This window comes from Paenibacillus sp. FSL H3-0310, assembly GCF_038002785.1.
Taxonomy (GTDB): domain Bacteria; phylum Bacillota; class Bacilli; order Paenibacillales; family Paenibacillaceae; genus Paenibacillus_AQ; species Paenibacillus_AQ odorifer.
On the sequence record NZ_JBBODC010000001.1, the window covers coordinates 1,956,770 to 1,972,563 of the forward strand.

Below are 15,794 nucleotides of genomic sequence, written 5' to 3' on the forward strand. Positions count from 1 at the left end.
TCTAAACCTAACTCCGTGGGAGCTTCCCCCCATACTGCGCGCGCAATTGCTGCAATTTATCCAGCTTGCTTAGACTACTGTCCCTATTCGCTAATCCCACTCCAAGGATCAGATTCTCAATAATATAGGTGGGGCCAACCATGGAATGGAACTCCCAAACCTCACCTCTCCCCGCATAAAGCACGATATCTGCATCTTGGGATCGCGGGTAGACAAGTCTATCTGTGATCAGGATGACCTGGTAATTTGCTTCACGTGCATGGTTCAGTATGACTTCAATCTCAGGCAGTATTTGCACAAATCCAAAGACAAGCAAGACATCTTGTTTGTCAGCATGCATTAAGGTCTCTAGCAGCTCATGGCCGCTGGGGGCCATTTTTTTCATTTGAAGACCAAAACGCGCCATTCGATAGATCATTAGCTCTGCTAATCCGGCGCAAGGTCCAGGGCTGTATACATAAATAATCCGAGCTGTAGATATCGCATCTACTGCACGCTTTAGTACATCGTCGCTTAAATAGCGGCGTGTTTCTTGCAAATGATGTGAACAATTGTCCAGCAGCAGTTGAGGGAGTGAGGTATCGTCTGATCGCTGCATGGCATCACGCATTTTTACAGAAGGTGTGGATTCAAAGCGGAAACGGAGCCGGTTTTTAAAATCTTTGGCATGTTTGTATCCCGCAGCTTTCCAGAACCGTGAAACGGAGGCGATGCTCAAATGCAGCTCGTCTGCCATTTCTTGTTCGGTCATGTAGACCACACGTTGCTCATTTTTTTGAATAAAGTCGGCAATTATCCGTTGATTAGGCGAAAAAGCGCGGTGGTTCCAATCTTTATACAATCTCTCAATCCTCCTATGATGATGCGATAGATAGAATATAACGTGTGAATATGTTGTAAATATTTTTACAACGTTAAAAATATTGAAAAAAATATTACTCTCATTTAACAAATGAAAAAAGCTGTGATGACATGGCCTTCTTATAATGAAGATAAATTCTTATTGGGAGGCCAAATATTTCATGAGCACGATAAAAACGCGTTACACACTGACTCAGTCACAAAAAATGATGATTTTTGTACTGTCGATGTCGCTTTACGGGTTGTCCAATATGTTTACCGAGCTAGTGCCTGGGATCAAACTGGGCCCGATTGAATTATCCATTGAATATTTCGCCTTCATTCCTTTGACATTATGTATGTTGTTTCACCCCTTATATGCGGCGGTCGGAGCAGCTGTTGGTGAGGTAATCTTCGGGGAATTGATGTTAGGCCAATTTGGAGGTTTAGGGGAGCTGGAGAAATTCATTACCTTCTCACTGGCGATGTATACCGCAGGCCGCATGGTATCTGATCCGAAGAATCGTAGACAGGTTGGAGTGGCTGCGATTACCGGCGTGGCGATTCACCAGTTTTTTAGCTCCGTTATAGATATTGTGAAGGTATGGGTAGGGGTAGAAGAGCTAGAGGCTGTTAAAGGACTGGCAGAAAGTATCGTTGTAATTGAGGGAGTAGGGTTCTTGAATGATGTCCTCTTCTCCGGTATTTTGTTCGCGCTAATTCCTACTATGTATCTGGTTCCGCGTTTATATGGAAAAATTGAACCATTGCTCGGCATGAAGCCACGTGAGCGGAATATGAAATATGCAACAGGAGCATGGCTATCTCCCAAGTTGGTCATTGCCGGAACCTTTCTAGTGATGGTAGCGGTGGGTTCGGAATTGTTATCGGAATCGGGCTGGAACTTCGGTGATTTTGAGCTTGCAGGCGCGGAATCGAATGAAAAGACCTTGATTTGGCTCAGTATGTTGGTAGCGGCTGTTGTAGCGGCAACGGCGATTATTGCACTGCTTCGGCGTTCGGCACGAAAAAGACAGGAAGCGGGTCAAGCAGATGCGTAATACAATTCTTGAATTGAACAAAATTAACTTTACGTATCCGGGAGCCGAACAACCAGTATTGCAAGACGTAGACTTACGACTGGGAGAAGGAGATTTTATTGCGATCATCGGCAGTAATGGCTCCGGGAAATCTACTCTCTGCAAATGCTTTAACGGCTTAATTCCTCATTATTACACTGGTGATTTCAGTGGAGAGGTGACAGTTTGCGGCCAATCTGCGGATGGAAAAAGTGTAGCAGAGCTGTCCAAACGTATCGGTTATGTTTATCAGGATTTCGAGAATCAATTGGTACGGCCGACTGTGCTTGATGATGTGTCTTTTACACCTCTAAATTATGGGTTTACGGATTACAAGGAACGGGGAGAGCGTGCGCTGGCGTTAACCGGACTTAGTGACTTGAGGCACGAATTTATTTGGCAGTTAAGTGGTGGGCAAAAACATCTGCTCGCTCTAGCTGGAGCCCTAGCTATGGATCCGGAAATTCTGGTGATCGACGAACCCGTAGCCCAGCTGGATCCGCAGCATGCCCGTCATATCTATGATATTTTGCAGCGTTTGAATGAGGAGCATGGAAAGACCATTGTAGTGATTGAGCATCATGCGGAATTTATTGCGGATTATTGCAAAAATGTTGTCCTGATGGATCAGGGGAAAATGCGCTGGCAGAAGCCTGTGCGTGAAGCTTTGTCATCTGTACAAGAATTGCTAGAGCTGGGCATATACCCACCGGATGTGACCCGGGCGGCTTGGCTGCTACAGCCCGACGATCAGAAGACAAGGCGGCTTCCCTTAAATGCTGAGGAAGGCAGTACCCGCATGACGCTTCGTCAGGATGCCAAGGAGACACTTCCAATCGGACGTATGCAAGAGCAGCTCCCCATAGCTGCAAAAGAAAAAAATTCTATCGTTCAGCTGGAGAATGTTCACCTCTCTTACCGTACGATTCATAAGGTGCTGCATCCTGTACTGAATGGAATTCAGCTAGAACTGGGGCGGGGAGAGTCCATTGCTCTTATTGGCAACAACGGAGCAGGTAAATCTTCATTAATGAAGCTGATTGCTGGTATTGTCAGACCTACAGCTGGAACCGTAAAGGTTAAAGATATGACGGTGAACGGACTGCCGCCTGAACGTCTCTCCGGTACGGTAGCTTACGTATTCCAGAATCCGGAGGAAATGTTTATCGAGGATTCTGTGCGTAAGGAAATTGCTTATTATCTGAAGGCGCGGAAACTACCAGATACGGATGGAAGAGTGGATGAGATGCTAAAGGCATTTCGCTTAAGCGAGCTGGCTGAACGGGATGCCCGACTGCTAAGTGGAGGGCAGCAGCGCCGGGTATCCTTGGCGATTGGTGCCGCGGTTAGGCCTGCTATCATGTTGCTTGATGAACCGACAGCTAATCTGGACATTTCGACCAAACAAGAAATGGTACATGTGCTGGAGACGCTTCGTAATCATGTGAAGACGGTCGTCATCGCAACACATGATATGCAGCTTGTCTCTGAATGGGCCAGCAGAATAATTGTAATGCATCAAGGGCGGATAATTGCGGATGGGACGAAGGATGAAATTTTCGCTGACGGCCTTCTTTTACGGCGTGCGGGTCTGGCACAGACCCAATTGATGGAGCTAAGTCGTATGCTCGGTCTCCCTAGAATTTGCAGTAGCTTAGAAGAGTTTGTGAGTTTAGTGGAAAAGAAGGAGGTAGCTGCAATCCATGGAAGCCGTTAAACGGGCACTTGACCGTATATCTGTAGAACAAATCAAATTGGAGTTACTCGGGACCGCATATAACAGCAGCAGCACTTTTCTGGGCAGGCTGGATCCGCGAACCCTGCTGCTCTGGTATCTCTTTTTTGCCATCGTGCCTTGGTTTGTACATAACCGGACAATCCTGTTAGGGATGTTCGTGCTTATGGTTTTAACGACCGTCCTCTCCCGGGTCAGCCCTTATATTATTTTTATATTATGTCTCGGCTTAATCAGCCAGATTGGCTGGATGTTTATATTGTCGCTCTTTTTCGGTGGGGGGATTGAATCCTTGCTGCCTATGCTGACACTGACGCTTAAGCTTTCGGTGATTTCGCTGGCGAGTATAACGGTTTTCTCTAGTCTTGATCCGGAACGACTTAGTGACGGCTTACTGTCTTTAGGAATCCCTGATACCTTTGCATTCAGCTTATCTTATGGCTATCGTATTTTGCCTACTTTACTAGAGGAATTCCATCAGATCCTACTTTCCTTTAGATTGAGAGGGCAACGACCGCTTCAACATGGAATTTTCTATTGGCGAACAATAACGTATTATTTGCGAATCGTCATTCTGGCATTTTACCCGCTCATGTTGAACACAGCTAAACGTTCTCGAACAACGATTGAAGCACTTGAGACTCGGGGATTTAGCTACGGCCTTAATAATAAGAAAGTGAAGAAGATCAAGTTATCTTATTTGAAAATGAAGCGGTCCGACTGGTACTTTTTATCCGGATCCACTGCTTATGTCATCTTGATATTCTGTATTGGTTATCTCTACCCTGAACTGGTGTATTAACATAACTTACAAGCTCAAAGGAGACGAATTAGACATGATGAATATTGATCTGCATACCCATGGTAAATTATCTAAGAAATCTACGTTTTCACCCGAATATTTTGCGGAGATGATGTTCGAAGCCAAGGCGAATGGATTACAGGCTGTAGCATTGACCGAGCATTTTAATACTTCTAATTTCTTTGCGATGTATGATGCGCTGGATCAGACTTATCCCTATAACGGGCATTATTACGATGTGAACGGACTTAAACTGTTTCCAGGCATGGAAGTGGATATCGCGGAGACAGGTCACATCCTGTTGATCGGACTGAAGGAGAATGTTCTAGCTGTCCGCGCTTTACTAGATGAGCATACGCAGGAGGGGGAATTCATACCTTTTAAGCAGTTGCTTGATATGGCCGATGAACATAATCTTTGGAAAATCGGAGCCCACCCCTTCCGAACTTCTACGCCTTTACATCAACTGGATCCGGCATTGCTTCAGCGATTAGACGCTTTTGATTTCAACGCTAAGGATATTTACATGCAGGGGGTGGAAACTTATAAGAACCTGATCACGCCCTTTGCTGAGAAGTTGGGTGTGCCTGTGATTGCTGGCAGTGACAGTCATCAGTGTTTGCAGTATGGCAGTGTTGTGAATCGACTGCAAGACTCCTGCTCAACGGTGGAAGAATTGAAGGAAGCTATCAAACAAGGGAACTATGAAATAGAGGTTTCTCCGTGTCTTCATACCAAAGTAAAGGCTTCGGTAATGATGAAAAAACTATTGAAGCAGTTAATTGGCGAAGCTCCCTCCAGAGATGAAGCGGAGTTAGGATATATGGCGTAGAAAATAGAAGAGGGTTGTTCCATAAGCCATGAAATGGCTACTGGGACAACCCTTTTTGTTGTTCGCTGGATTTCATTACTTTTGCATGTACAAAGATAACTATCGGACACAGATGACCTTAAACGCAGTTTTATTCCGCATTTGGGATGCTAACGGACTCCATAGCCACTAATGGCACGGAAAACACCATATATGAACCTCATTCTACGGAATAACGGCTCTGGAGTCCGAAACTCTGCTCAAAAGGCTGGAAATTTGCCAGTAACGTCATCTGGGTCCTCAAATCTCAGAATGTATGAATTATCGTTTGTCTTTCGAATCTTTATTGCTGACTCGGGTGGGTCTGGTCACCCAATTCGTGCGATTCATCGGTTTTACGGTATCAATTCTTGAATTGGAAGGTTCATTCGAAGGTTCTGTGGATTCAATTTCAGTAGAAGCTGCACCCTCTTGATCTCCGGTTTTTTTCCTCGATAGTCCTGTACCATCATGTTTGCCTCTGTTCCATACTCTACCCTTACTCATACATACACTCCATTTCTATACGCTTATTCATAAACCATATCATATAAGGACAAGTTAAGGAAGAAAGACATAGCACAGATCGAAGAATTTTTCAAGTTATAAAGGTTACTGGAGATTTCATTTTATGGTGGCTATAATAGTACTGATATTGAAAGGAGAGTACTTATATTATGGCAATCAAGATCATAACAGACAGCGGTTCAGACCTACCCCTTGACTACATGGAGAAGTATAATGTTTCCGTGATCCACCTACCGGTTCATTTTGGGCATGAGTTAATGCCGGCAGATACGGACACGAAAAGCTTTTATGCTCAAATGCGCGAATCCAAGGAGCTGCCTACCACAGCTAGTCCAAGTCCCAACGAATTCCTTGAGAAGTTCAAGCAAGTGGAGGAGGGAACTGACATTATGGTCATTTGTATGTCCTCTAATATTAGTAGCACTTATCAGACGGCTATGATTGCTATGGAAATGTATAAGGATGAAGGACATACCAATGCAATAGAGGTTATAGATTCCAAAAACTTCTCAGGCGGGCTGTCATTGATTGTAGGACTGGCGGCGCAGTGGTCTTTAACTTGTTCAAGCTTGCAAGAGCTCAAGGAAAAGGTACTTCAGCAGATAGAGGAAGTTAACGCTTATTTTACGCTGGACACTCTGGAGAATGTAATGAAAGGCGGACGTCTAAGTCGGCTCTCGGGAGCCGTAGCGTCTGTACTCAATATAAAGTTGCTGCTCAAAATCAGCGAAGAAGGCACTGTCGAAGTAGTGGAGAAGACCCGGGGTCTTCCAAAAGCACTGAATCGTCTGCTAGCGCATTTGGATGAGAAGCAGCATGATTACGAGAAAGCGGTTATCGCTATTGTACACAGTAATTGTGAGAAGCTGGCACTCGAGATTAAAGAACGCATTTTACTAAAGCATCCCTTCAAAGAAGTCTTACTCTCAAGCATGGGGCCGGTTATGGGAACCTATGCTGGGGAAGGCGGAATTGGCGTAGCTTTTTAAAGTAGTGATCCTCACAATCCAGACAAATTACGATCGTACATGGGACGGTTTCCCGTGTGCGATTTTTATTTTATTACTATGTGATAATTTAGCTATTCTTTAGATTGTGTTTAGGCTCTGTTAATAATCACAGAATATAGTTAGATGGGGGGATTATCATGTATACAATATTGATCGCTGATGATGAAGCGGAAATTGTGGAATTGCTAAGATTATATTTAGAGAAAGAGTACAACATTTTGGAAGCAAACAGTGGTACTGAAGCCTTAACACAGGTACAGAACCATAAAGTTGATTTGGCAATTCTGGATATTATGATGCCGGGTCTGGATGGACTGCAATTATTGAAAAAGATCCGCGAGGTGCATCATTTTCCAGTGTTATTTTTATCCGCCAAAAGCGAACATCATGACAAAATTCTGGGTCTTGAACTAGGAGCCGACGATTATATTTCCAAACCGTTTAATCCATTAGAAATAGTAGCCCGTGTTGGAGCACTGCTGCGGCGTGTACATCATTTCGATGCGCAAGTCGTTGAGGAAAAAGAAGCTGAGCAGATTGTATTAGGTGAATTAATGCTGGATCAAAGCCAGTGTCTGCTCTATCGTTCTGGTGAACCTGTGGTGCTTACTTCTACCGAGTACAAAATTTTGGAACTAATGATGAAGCAGCCTGGACGAGTCTTTACACGCAAAAAAATATATGAGGCCGTGTGGGAAGATTTCTATGTGTACGAAGATAATAGTATCATGGTACATATCAGCAATATCCGGGAAAAAATTGAGGAAGATTCCAAAAAGCCAGTATATTTAAAGACTATTAGAGGGCTGGGATACAAAATTGAAGCGCCTATGGAGCAATAGAGATCAACGACCTTTACAATCATCGCTGACGCTGGATTTTTTGTTGTTTATCTGTATTTTGTTTTTTCTCGTGATTGTATATTATTTGTTTATTAATCTTGATGTGACCCATATTTTTGAAAAAAATAAAATCGCTGATCCTGATTTGAAGGTGGAAGCTAGTGCTTATCGAGATAATCTGGAGCATGGGATAGAAACCAAACGTCTTCTGCGTAGCGGGGGATGGATCGAGATCTTGGATCAAGACATGAAGGTCACCAAGGTTGTTGGAGAAAAAAAAGACGGTGTAACCCAATATACCAGTAACCAGCTTTTAAAAAGTTTGGAAAATGGAGAAGATCAAGCTTACTTTTACTCGTTGACCACGCTAAATGCTCAGAGCGAATCGGAGTGGCTGCTCTTGAAGCTGCCGCGGGAAGCTATCACCATCACCATTAATAGTGATCCCTTCGTGGCCTACTTTAATCATTCGCTTTCATACTACGTCTTTTTGGGTGTGGGAATGATTCTTTTGCTAATTATCGTGTACAGCTATTGGGTAGCGCGGCGAATCAGGAAACCACTGCGTATCATCACGCTTGGATTGAAGCAGATGATTCAGGGGAATTATGATACTCGAATCGCTTTATATGCAGAGAAGGAATTTTCGCAAATTGGAGAGACTTTTAATTATATGGCAGACGTAATTGAAAAGACGACCAAAGAAAAACGCCAGGCAGAGGAAAGTAAGAAACGGATGATGGTTGATCTATCTCATGATCTGAAGACGCCGATAACGAGTATACAGGGCTTTGCCCAGGCGCTTGTAGAGGGTAGAGGCGAGGATGAAGAACGCCAAAAAAGATATTTAAGCTATATTTATAATAAATCCTCACAGGTTACTAAGCTGATTCAGAACATGCTGGAGCTGTTAAAAATAGATTCACCGGATTTCTTGCTACGAATGGAACATCAAGAACTGGGCGAATTTATTCGTGAAATCATTGCAGATACCTACGGAGAGATTGAACAAAAGAACTTTGTTTTGCATCTAAATGTTCCCGAAGAGGATGTGTTCTTGAACTTTGATGCGGAGCTGCTCTCGAGTGTGGTTCATAATTTGATCTCCAATGCACTGATCTATAATCCTCCAGGTACACATTTGCGTGTGGAGGTGATTCCTTTGGAGAAAGAAGTCACGATTGAAATCGCTGATACTGGAGTGGGTATTCCAGAAGAGCTGTGGTCCACAATGTTTGATCCGTTTGTTCGGGGAGATAAAGCGCGGACAGCTTCGGGAGGGACAGGGCTAGGTCTCTCGATAGCTATGAAAAATACAGAGAAAATGGGGGGTACGCTTCATCTCAGTCGCCGAAAGAAGGAACCTACGGTATTCACCATCCGGATTCCGAAATAACGAGCTGGAAGACATCCAAATCAGAAGACGGGAGAGAAAGTATGGCTAAACTGAACAATTTCATCAAAGTTTGTCTAGCGATTCTTTTAGTGTTAGGCATTGTATTTTTAGGCTCACGCGTAGATTTTTTATTCACACCGATCCTGTCTTTGTTCAGTGTCATTATAGTGCCTTTAATGCTGGCGGGTTTCTTTTATTACTTGCTGCGGCCACTGATCGATACCTTGGAGAAATATAAGCTGAATCGTTCTTTGGCGATTATCATCGTATATGTAGTTATTTTAGTGCTTCTGTTTGCTTTTATTATCGGCGTTTGGCCTTCACTTCGCACACAATTAGTTAATTTCGTCGATAATATGCCGAATCTCATTGCCTCCTTGAATCAACAGCTATTGAAACTAGAAGATAATGAATTTCTGTCTGCGTTGATCCCTGCTGATGCGAATCCAGCCTCCACATTGACGGATTATTTGAATAAAGGGTTTACGCTGTTAACGAATTACGTATCAGGATTGTTCTCTTTTGTTTCGAATTTCGCGATCATTTTATTCACCTTTCCGATTATGTTATTCTACATGCTTAAGGAAGGTGGGAAATTCGGACGTAAGATTGTAAGTTTCTTTCCAAAGAAGTATCGTGAAGAAGGAACTACAATGATGACTGAAATCGACAGTGCGCTTAGTGGCTTTATCGTGGGCCGGGTGCTTGTTAATTTAGCCTTAGGCGTTCTGATGTATATTGGTTTCCTTATTATCGGCCTGCAATATGCATTGCTGTTGACTGTAATCGCAGTTGTGATGAACTTCGTGCCTTTTATTGGTGCGATACTGTCTAGTATCCCTATTTTCATCATCGGATTCATTCAATCGCCGTCTATCGCCGTCTGGTCCATCATCATTGTTCTGGTAGCGCAGCAGATACAGGATAATTTAATCGCTCCCTACATCTTTGGGAAAAAGCTCGATATTCATCCACTGACAACGATTATCCTGGTATTAGTTGGCGGTGATTTAGGCGGGATCATTGCGATATTGCTGATTATTCCGCTGTATATGATTGTTAAAATCGTCTTGACCAAGGCCTATTATTTGTTTGTCAAGCAACGCCGGGTAGAGATAGAGGTAGAGGAGAGTCCTGATATCTCTTAAGTTAATAAAACATTATGGAGGGATTTCTATGAATGAAGGAACGGAGCAAGGACTAATTCATATTTCAGATGATGTGGTGACTTCGATCGTCGGGCAAGTGGTTCTGGACACACCGGGTATTGCCGGCATGTCAGGAAGCAGTATCTCGGACAACTGGGCTAAACGTCTAAGCGGTAAAAATGTAAAAAAAGGAATGTCCGTTGAAGTAAAAGAAGTGGATGTTGCCATCGATCTTCAGGTCATAGTTAATTACGGATGTGTGATTCAAGAGGTCTGCTATATACTGCAGCAAAATGTAAGAAATGCTGTTGAAAATATGATGGGACTGTCTCTAGTTTCTGTAAATGTTAAGGTTGAGAAGGTCGCTCTGCCATTCTAAGAATAGCCCATTTAATAGGCACCGTAATCTAGGCTTCTGCATAGAATGGAGCAAATCCATTTACGGAGGTCAGAACATCCATGTCGACATTTAACACTGGGCAGCAACAGAATGTGATTTATCAGGCTGATCCTGCTGTGATCCGGCACCTGCACGGTGTCCGCGATTCCCTACATCAATCTTGCAAGCCATACCTTAACCATAAGGTGAACGTACAGACAATAGATGGCTTTGTACATGAAGGCGTTATAGCCGGAGTAGATAATAAACACTTGTATCTGAACGTTGCAGCTAATGGGCAAATGCCCCGAGGGTTTTACAACCCTCATCAGCCTTATCATCCTCATCCGGGCCCGGGACCTGGCCCATATCCAGGACCTTATCCAGGTCCCCCATACAATAATAATGTGATTTTACCGCTTGTGTTGTTTGAACTGCTTGCTATCTCTTTAATCTAGTGTTTGGGTTTAATTGAAGAAGGACATGTGCAGGATTTGCGGTCATACGTTGACGCATCCCGCCAGGTCCTTTTTTTGTAGGCGTAAAGTATGTGTTAGAAGAAGGTGTTCTCATTATCACTTTAGGGATATAATGGGTACAAACTCTGGGAGGTGGCATATGATTAGATACCCTTTTTTGAAAAAGAATGCGACGATAGGCGTTACAGCACCTTCATCTGGAGTAGGCATTCAAAATGCAGAACTACTAACACTGGCCTCCAGCCGGTTGAAGTCGCAAGGATTTAATGTCATTATCGGCGAAACGGCATGGAAGCAAGATAAGGCTAAATCTGCACCAGCCAATGTTCGTGGTCATGAGTTTAATGAGATGATCAAAGATGATGGAATCGATGTCCTTATTCCGCCTTGGGGCGGGGAATTGTTAATTGAAGCTCTGGAATTTATTGATTTTGATGCTTTGCAGGACAAATGGATCGTGGGATATTCAGATATAAGCGTCTTGCTGCTTGCGGTCACGCTGACAACCGGGTTGGCTACTGCCCACGGAGCGAATCTCATTGATTTACGGGGAGAGTATTCGGATGATACTACAACCCTCTGGCAGGCGGTTCTAGAGACACCAGTGGGTGGGTCCATTGTGCAGCATTCATCTCTTAAATATCAGCGGGAATGGCAACATGATGTGCCCTCGCCATGCGTTTTTCATTTGACAGAGGAGACTTATTGGAAGTCTCTAACTACAGATGCTGTAACGATGAAAGGACGTCTGTTGGGTGGTTGTATAGATGTAATTAGGCATTTGATCGGCACACCTTATGGAAAGCTCCAGCATTTTCAGCAAGAAATGATTCATGACGAACCTATAGTTTGGTATTTGGAAAATTGTGAATTGAACACAGCGGATTTACGCAGATCTTTAGTGCAGATGAAGCTGGCAGGGTGGTTTGAGAATTGTTCGGGGATTATGTTTGGCAGAAGTCCAGCTAATCGGCCTGTGGATAACTATACTGTCGAGGATATCTATGCTGAACTATTTGAAGAGCTTAAGGTACCGATCGTTTATGATATCGATTGTGGTCATGTCCCGCCGCAGGTTACTTTTATTAATGGAGCTTATGTAGAAATTGAAGTGGCAGACGGAGTAGGGACGGTAAAGCAATATTTCTATGAATAGCGTTATATCAAAAAAGGACAACCCCTCGGGTTGTCCCTTTTACTATCATTAGTTCCCTGTATTTACAATCGCTGTGATTTCCTCATCCAGGTCCAGTCTTACATCTTCACGATAGGCGCGAACACCATATTCGCTGAGCATGTAACGCAAGATCGCTTCAATCATATTGGACTCCACTAGAAATTGACTGCGGCCCTGTACCCAAACCTCTGCAGAGTAACCGGTATCTTCTTCCCAGCTCAGTTCTACCTGAACATCCTCTGGGCGAACAGCCTTTCGTTCCGCCATGTGCAGACAGAGGGCATTGATGATCTCATCCATGCTTAGAACAATTGTAGACATTAGTAACGACCATCCTGTTCTTCTAAGCGGCGACGTTCTTTTCTACGACGGAAGAAGGACATCACGAGCATAACCAATACATAGATAGCTAGCATATTAACGGCAAAGCCTAGGAAGTCACCAAAAGCTCCCATTCCACCAAACATTCCACCGAATAATAATCCAGCCAAACCACCGATCATCATGCCTTTCATTAAGCTGCCGCCGCTGAAGAAGCCACGTTTTGTATTTGCAGCAGATCCTGCTGTGGAACTTTTAGTGCTGTCACTTTTTTTGATGTTATTTGTTGTTGTTGATTTTTTTGGAGTTGTTGAATAGCTGCGAGTGCCGGATTTGAATCCGCCGCCACCTCGACGTGCATCGGCAAAGTCTGGAGCAACCACTGCAAAAAACAGAGTGAAGGCCATTAGAATCATCATTACGCGTTTCATTGGTTTCATTTAGTACGAAAACCCTCCTGTGAGCATGAATTTTTGTGTATGGTCGGTAATACGCAGACATGTCCCACAAGGTTTCAATTTTATTTATCATAATTTATACTTTTATACACAAAAAAAGCGTGGATCCAGGATCCACGCAAACAGCAGTTAGAGAGTCGTCATTCGTTACTTATACCCATCAGCGACAAGCTCAAGCGCTCCGGTTGCCGGATCGATGATCATGCCATGGATAGGTACATTAGGAGGAAGCAGTGGATGACGTTTAATCAGGTCCACAGTCTGAATTACCCCTTCTTCGACATTGTCAAACCCACGCAGCCATTTTGTAAGTTTGATTCCGGAATTCTCCAGTGTAGACAGCACTTCTTCAGATACTCCACGTTCTTTAATGGAATTGATCATATGGTCCGCATTGAGGGAGGCCATACCGCATTCATAGTGTCCAACCACGATTACTTCTTCAGCATCTAGTTCATATAGAGCTACCATTACACTACGCATAACACTACCAAAAGGTTGAGAAATAACCGCACCAGCATTTTTGATGATTTTGACATCACCATTTTTGAAATTCATGGCTTTCGGCAATAATTCAACGAGTCTAGTGTCCATACAGGTGATGATCAGCATTTTTTTGTCAGGATAACGACTGGTTAAATAAGCTTCATAGTCCTTATTCTCTACAAAACTTTTATTAAAGTTAATAATTTCTGATACGTGGCTCATATTAGCTTCCTCCCTCAAATTCCTTGAATTGTACTTACGTTGCGCATATCTCTTACCATGATATTGTTGCCATAAATCTGAGAATCACTGACCAGCTTATAGGAAGAGAAACGTTCCTCTGCATCGAGTCGCATCTTGTCTTCATAAAAGATTTCCTGTTGCCGGCTTACGATAAAGGGAAGAGAATTCGTCTCTATCCTAGAATCGCCTTGCTCCACTTCTGAAACAATCAGTAACACATTAATTCCGTCACACCCGCAGCCTACCGTATCATAAAAGAGCTTGAAAAATCCTGGCTGATCTCCAAGCCTTTCCTTCAACTTCCTTTCTGCGAGAGGTGTAACTTGAATCATCATAGCCCTGTTCACGCTCCTTGATTTTTGTTCGAAGCATGGTCTGCTTCTTATGTAACTCATTAAATATTTAAAATTAGAGATGTATCTCTGAAGTTGATTATACTCATTCAAAAAAGTATCATCAAGAGGAGTCTGTAAAACAGAGAAAGCAGGTGGAGTAGAATGGAACAACAAGTAAAGGAACGATGGGAACAATTCAGCGAGTTATTAGCAAAAATTAGTGGATATTCAGAGGCCATAGAATTAATGCACTGGGATTTGCGCACAGGTGCACCACGTAAGGGAGTAGAAGTTCGTTCCGGTACGATTGGGATGCTGAGTGGAGAATTGTTCAGACTTGAGATTTCACAGGAGATGGGTGACTTTACAGCATTTTTCAGCCGTCCAGAAGTGTTGAGCCAGCTTACAGCTAATCAACAAAAGATCGTCAACGATTGCCGCAAAGAGTATGAGCGCAGTAAGAGTATTCCTTCCAAAAGATTTGAAGAGTACGCTGTCCTGTCTGCTCATTCCCAAACGATCTGGGAAGAAGCTAAGGAGAACAATGACTTTGCTACATTTGAACCTTATTTGAGTAAAATCGTAGCTCTGAAACAAGAGTTCATCGATTATTGGGGTGTAAATGGCACACGTTACGATACGCTACTAGATATGTATGAGCCTGATCTCACGGTAGAAAAGGTGGATGAAGTGTTCAGTCGCCTCCGCAGCCGCTTGGTTCCGTTAGTGGAAGCTATCGCTGCTTCACCTAATAAACCAGATACCAGCTTCTTGCAGCAGATTTTCCCTAAAGAGCAGCAACAAAAGTTTGGTAACTTTATTCTGAAGCAAATGGGCTATGACTTCGACGCAGGCCGCTTGGATGAGAGTGTGCATCCTTTTGCTACAGGGCTGAATCCAGGTGACGTTCGTATTACGACCGCTTATTTACTTGATAACGTGACTAGCGCCGTCTTCAGCTCACTGCATGAAGGTGGACATGCGCTTTACGAACAAAATATCAGCCAAGATTTAGTGGGAACACCACTGGCTCAAGGCGCTTCGATGGGGATTCATGAATCTCAGTCGAGACTATGGGAGAATATGATCGGCCGCAGCCGTGCGTTCTGGCAACGTTATTACGGTGATCTGCAGCAGCATTTCCCAGAGCAGCTTGCTAATGTAGATGTAGAGGATTTCTACCGGGCTATTAACAGTGTGGAAAATTCATTCATCCGAATTGAAGCAGATGAGCTTACATACAATCTGCACATTATTGTGCGTTACGAGATCGAAAAGCTTATTTTTAATGAAGGACTATCTGTCAAAGATCTGCCTCAGGTATGGAATGCTAAATATCAAGAATATTTAGGTATTACACCGCCTAATGATGCGCTTGGTGTATTGCAGGACGTGCACTGGTCCGGTGGAGACTTCGGATATTTTGCATCCTACTCTCTGGGAAATATGTATGCTGCCCAAATCTTGAATACACTCCGCAAGGAGCTGCCGAACTACGATGAATTGATTGCTGCGGGAAATCTTTTGCCAATTAAAGAATGGTTAACAGAAAAAATCTACCGTTTCGGAAAAAGCCTGACCCCTTCGCAAATTATCGAACAAGTAACAGGTGAGCCGCTCAGTCCAGATTATCTGGCTGATTATTTGGAGGAGAAATACACGGAGATTTACAAACTGTAATCCAGT

The 15,794-nt window shown here is 43.5% G+C and carries 18 protein-coding genes; 12 read left to right on the forward strand and 6 right to left on the reverse strand.

All coding sequences use genetic code 11. The features are described 5' to 3' along the window. Positions 1 to 7 precede the first annotated feature (7 nt). Entirely contained in the window at positions 8 to 841 is an 834-nt protein-coding gene (locus tag MHH63_RS08755; protein ID WP_076127116.1) for a MurR/RpiR family transcriptional regulator, read from the reverse strand. Between the two features lie 181 nt (positions 842 to 1,022). Here MHH63_RS08755 and MHH63_RS08760 point away from each other — a divergent pair, with 181 nt between their 5' ends. The 4 genes from MHH63_RS08760 to MHH63_RS08775 are packed head-to-tail and all read left to right on the forward strand — an operon-like array spanning position 1,023 to position 5,288. After that, entirely contained in the window at positions 1,023 to 1,901 is an 879-nt protein-coding gene (locus tag MHH63_RS08760; RefSeq protein WP_076127114.1) for a cell division protein FtsQ, read from the forward strand. Beyond that, on the forward strand, positions 1,894 to 3,636 hold the full coding sequence (locus tag MHH63_RS08765; RefSeq protein WP_341171418.1) for an ABC transporter ATP-binding protein: 1,743 nt from the start codon (positions 1,894 to 1,896) through the stop codon (positions 3,634 to 3,636). The genes MHH63_RS08760 and MHH63_RS08765 overlap by 8 nt, the downstream gene beginning before the upstream one ends. Continuing rightward, complete coding sequence (locus MHH63_RS08770) at positions 3,623 to 4,456, forward strand: energy-coupling factor transporter transmembrane component T family protein (RefSeq protein WP_076100351.1); 834 nt, start codon at positions 3,623 to 3,625, stop codon at positions 4,454 to 4,456. The genes MHH63_RS08765 and MHH63_RS08770 overlap by 14 nt, the downstream gene beginning before the upstream one ends. Positions 4,457 to 4,490: 34 nt before the next feature. Beyond that, positions 4,491 to 5,288, forward strand: a complete 798-nt coding sequence (locus MHH63_RS08775; protein ID WP_305953990.1) for a PHP domain-containing protein — start codon at positions 4,491 to 4,493, stop codon at positions 5,286 to 5,288. A gap of 300 nt (positions 5,289 to 5,588) precedes the next feature. On the opposite strand, the gene MHH63_RS08780 is transcribed toward MHH63_RS08775, so the two are convergent. Beyond that, positions 5,589 to 5,813: a hypothetical protein gene (locus MHH63_RS08780; protein ID WP_341171419.1), complete on the reverse strand. Its 225-nt coding sequence runs from the start codon at positions 5,811 to 5,813 to the stop codon at positions 5,589 to 5,591. 170 nt (positions 5,814 to 5,983) lie between these two features. On the opposite strand from MHH63_RS08780, the gene MHH63_RS08785 reads away from it, so the two are divergent. The 7 genes from MHH63_RS08785 to MHH63_RS08815 all read left to right on the forward strand — a co-directional run bounded on the left by MHH63_RS08785 (position 5,984) and on the right by MHH63_RS08815 (position 12,244). Next, on the forward strand, positions 5,984 to 6,823 hold the full coding sequence (locus MHH63_RS08785; RefSeq protein ID WP_036688632.1) for a DegV family protein: 840 nt from the start codon (positions 5,984 to 5,986) through the stop codon (positions 6,821 to 6,823). Positions 6,824 to 6,978: 155 nt separating this feature from the next. Continuing rightward, positions 6,979 to 7,686, forward strand: coding sequence for a response regulator transcription factor (locus MHH63_RS08790; RefSeq protein WP_170914177.1), 708 nt, complete (start codon positions 6,979 to 6,981; stop codon positions 7,684 to 7,686). A gap of 70 nt (positions 7,687 to 7,756) precedes the next feature. Next, positions 7,757 to 9,082, forward strand: coding sequence for a sensor histidine kinase (locus MHH63_RS08795; protein WP_341171420.1), 1,326 nt, complete (start codon positions 7,757 to 7,759; stop codon positions 9,080 to 9,082). Positions 9,083 to 9,123: 41 nt separating this feature from the next. After that, the gene (locus tag MHH63_RS08800; RefSeq protein ID WP_076306638.1) at positions 9,124 to 10,230 is read left to right on the forward strand and encodes an AI-2E family transporter; all 1,107 of its coding nucleotides are present in this window, start codon (positions 9,124 to 9,126) and stop codon (positions 10,228 to 10,230) included. Between the two features lie 28 nt (positions 10,231 to 10,258). Further along, the gene (locus MHH63_RS08805) at positions 10,259 to 10,609 is read left to right on the forward strand and encodes an Asp23/Gls24 family envelope stress response protein (protein WP_076127105.1); all 351 of its coding nucleotides are present in this window, start codon (positions 10,259 to 10,261) and stop codon (positions 10,607 to 10,609) included. A gap of 80 nt (positions 10,610 to 10,689) precedes the next feature. Continuing rightward, positions 10,690 to 11,067 (forward strand): hypothetical protein, encoded by a 378-nt coding sequence (locus MHH63_RS08810; protein WP_036688624.1) that lies wholly within the window; start codon positions 10,690 to 10,692, stop codon positions 11,065 to 11,067. A 160-nt stretch (positions 11,068 to 11,227) separates the two neighbouring features. Next, complete coding sequence (locus MHH63_RS08815; protein ID WP_339243946.1) at positions 11,228 to 12,244, forward strand: S66 family peptidase; 1,017 nt, start codon at positions 11,228 to 11,230, stop codon at positions 12,242 to 12,244. Between the two features lie 48 nt (positions 12,245 to 12,292). Here the strand turns inward: MHH63_RS08815 and MHH63_RS08820 are convergent, their stop codons facing one another. From MHH63_RS08820 to MHH63_RS08835, 4 genes are all read right to left on the reverse strand, one after another. Next, entirely contained in the window at positions 12,293 to 12,577 is a 285-nt protein-coding gene (locus tag MHH63_RS08820) for a YxcD family protein (protein WP_036689115.1), read from the reverse strand. 8 nt (positions 12,578 to 12,585) lie between these two features. Beyond that, positions 12,586 to 13,017: a hypothetical protein gene (locus MHH63_RS08825; RefSeq protein WP_081383222.1), complete on the reverse strand. Its 432-nt coding sequence runs from the start codon at positions 13,015 to 13,017 to the stop codon at positions 12,586 to 12,588. Between the two features lie 174 nt (positions 13,018 to 13,191). Continuing rightward, positions 13,192 to 13,752 carry a beta-class carbonic anhydrase gene (locus MHH63_RS08830; RefSeq protein WP_036688619.1) on the reverse strand — a complete coding sequence of 187 codons (561 nt, stop codon included), beginning with the start codon at positions 13,750 to 13,752 and terminating at the stop codon, positions 13,192 to 13,194. 14 nt (positions 13,753 to 13,766) lie between these two features. Next, positions 13,767 to 14,108 (reverse strand): iron-sulfur cluster biosynthesis family protein, encoded by a 342-nt coding sequence (locus MHH63_RS08835; protein WP_076127099.1) that lies wholly within the window; start codon positions 14,106 to 14,108, stop codon positions 13,767 to 13,769. Positions 14,109 to 14,270: 162 nt separating this feature from the next. Here MHH63_RS08835 and MHH63_RS08840 point away from each other — a divergent pair, with 162 nt between their 5' ends. Beyond that, the gene (locus tag MHH63_RS08840; protein WP_036688614.1) at positions 14,271 to 15,788 is read left to right on the forward strand and encodes a carboxypeptidase M32; all 1,518 of its coding nucleotides are present in this window, start codon (positions 14,271 to 14,273) and stop codon (positions 15,786 to 15,788) included. Positions 15,789 to 15,794: the final 6 nt, after the last annotated feature.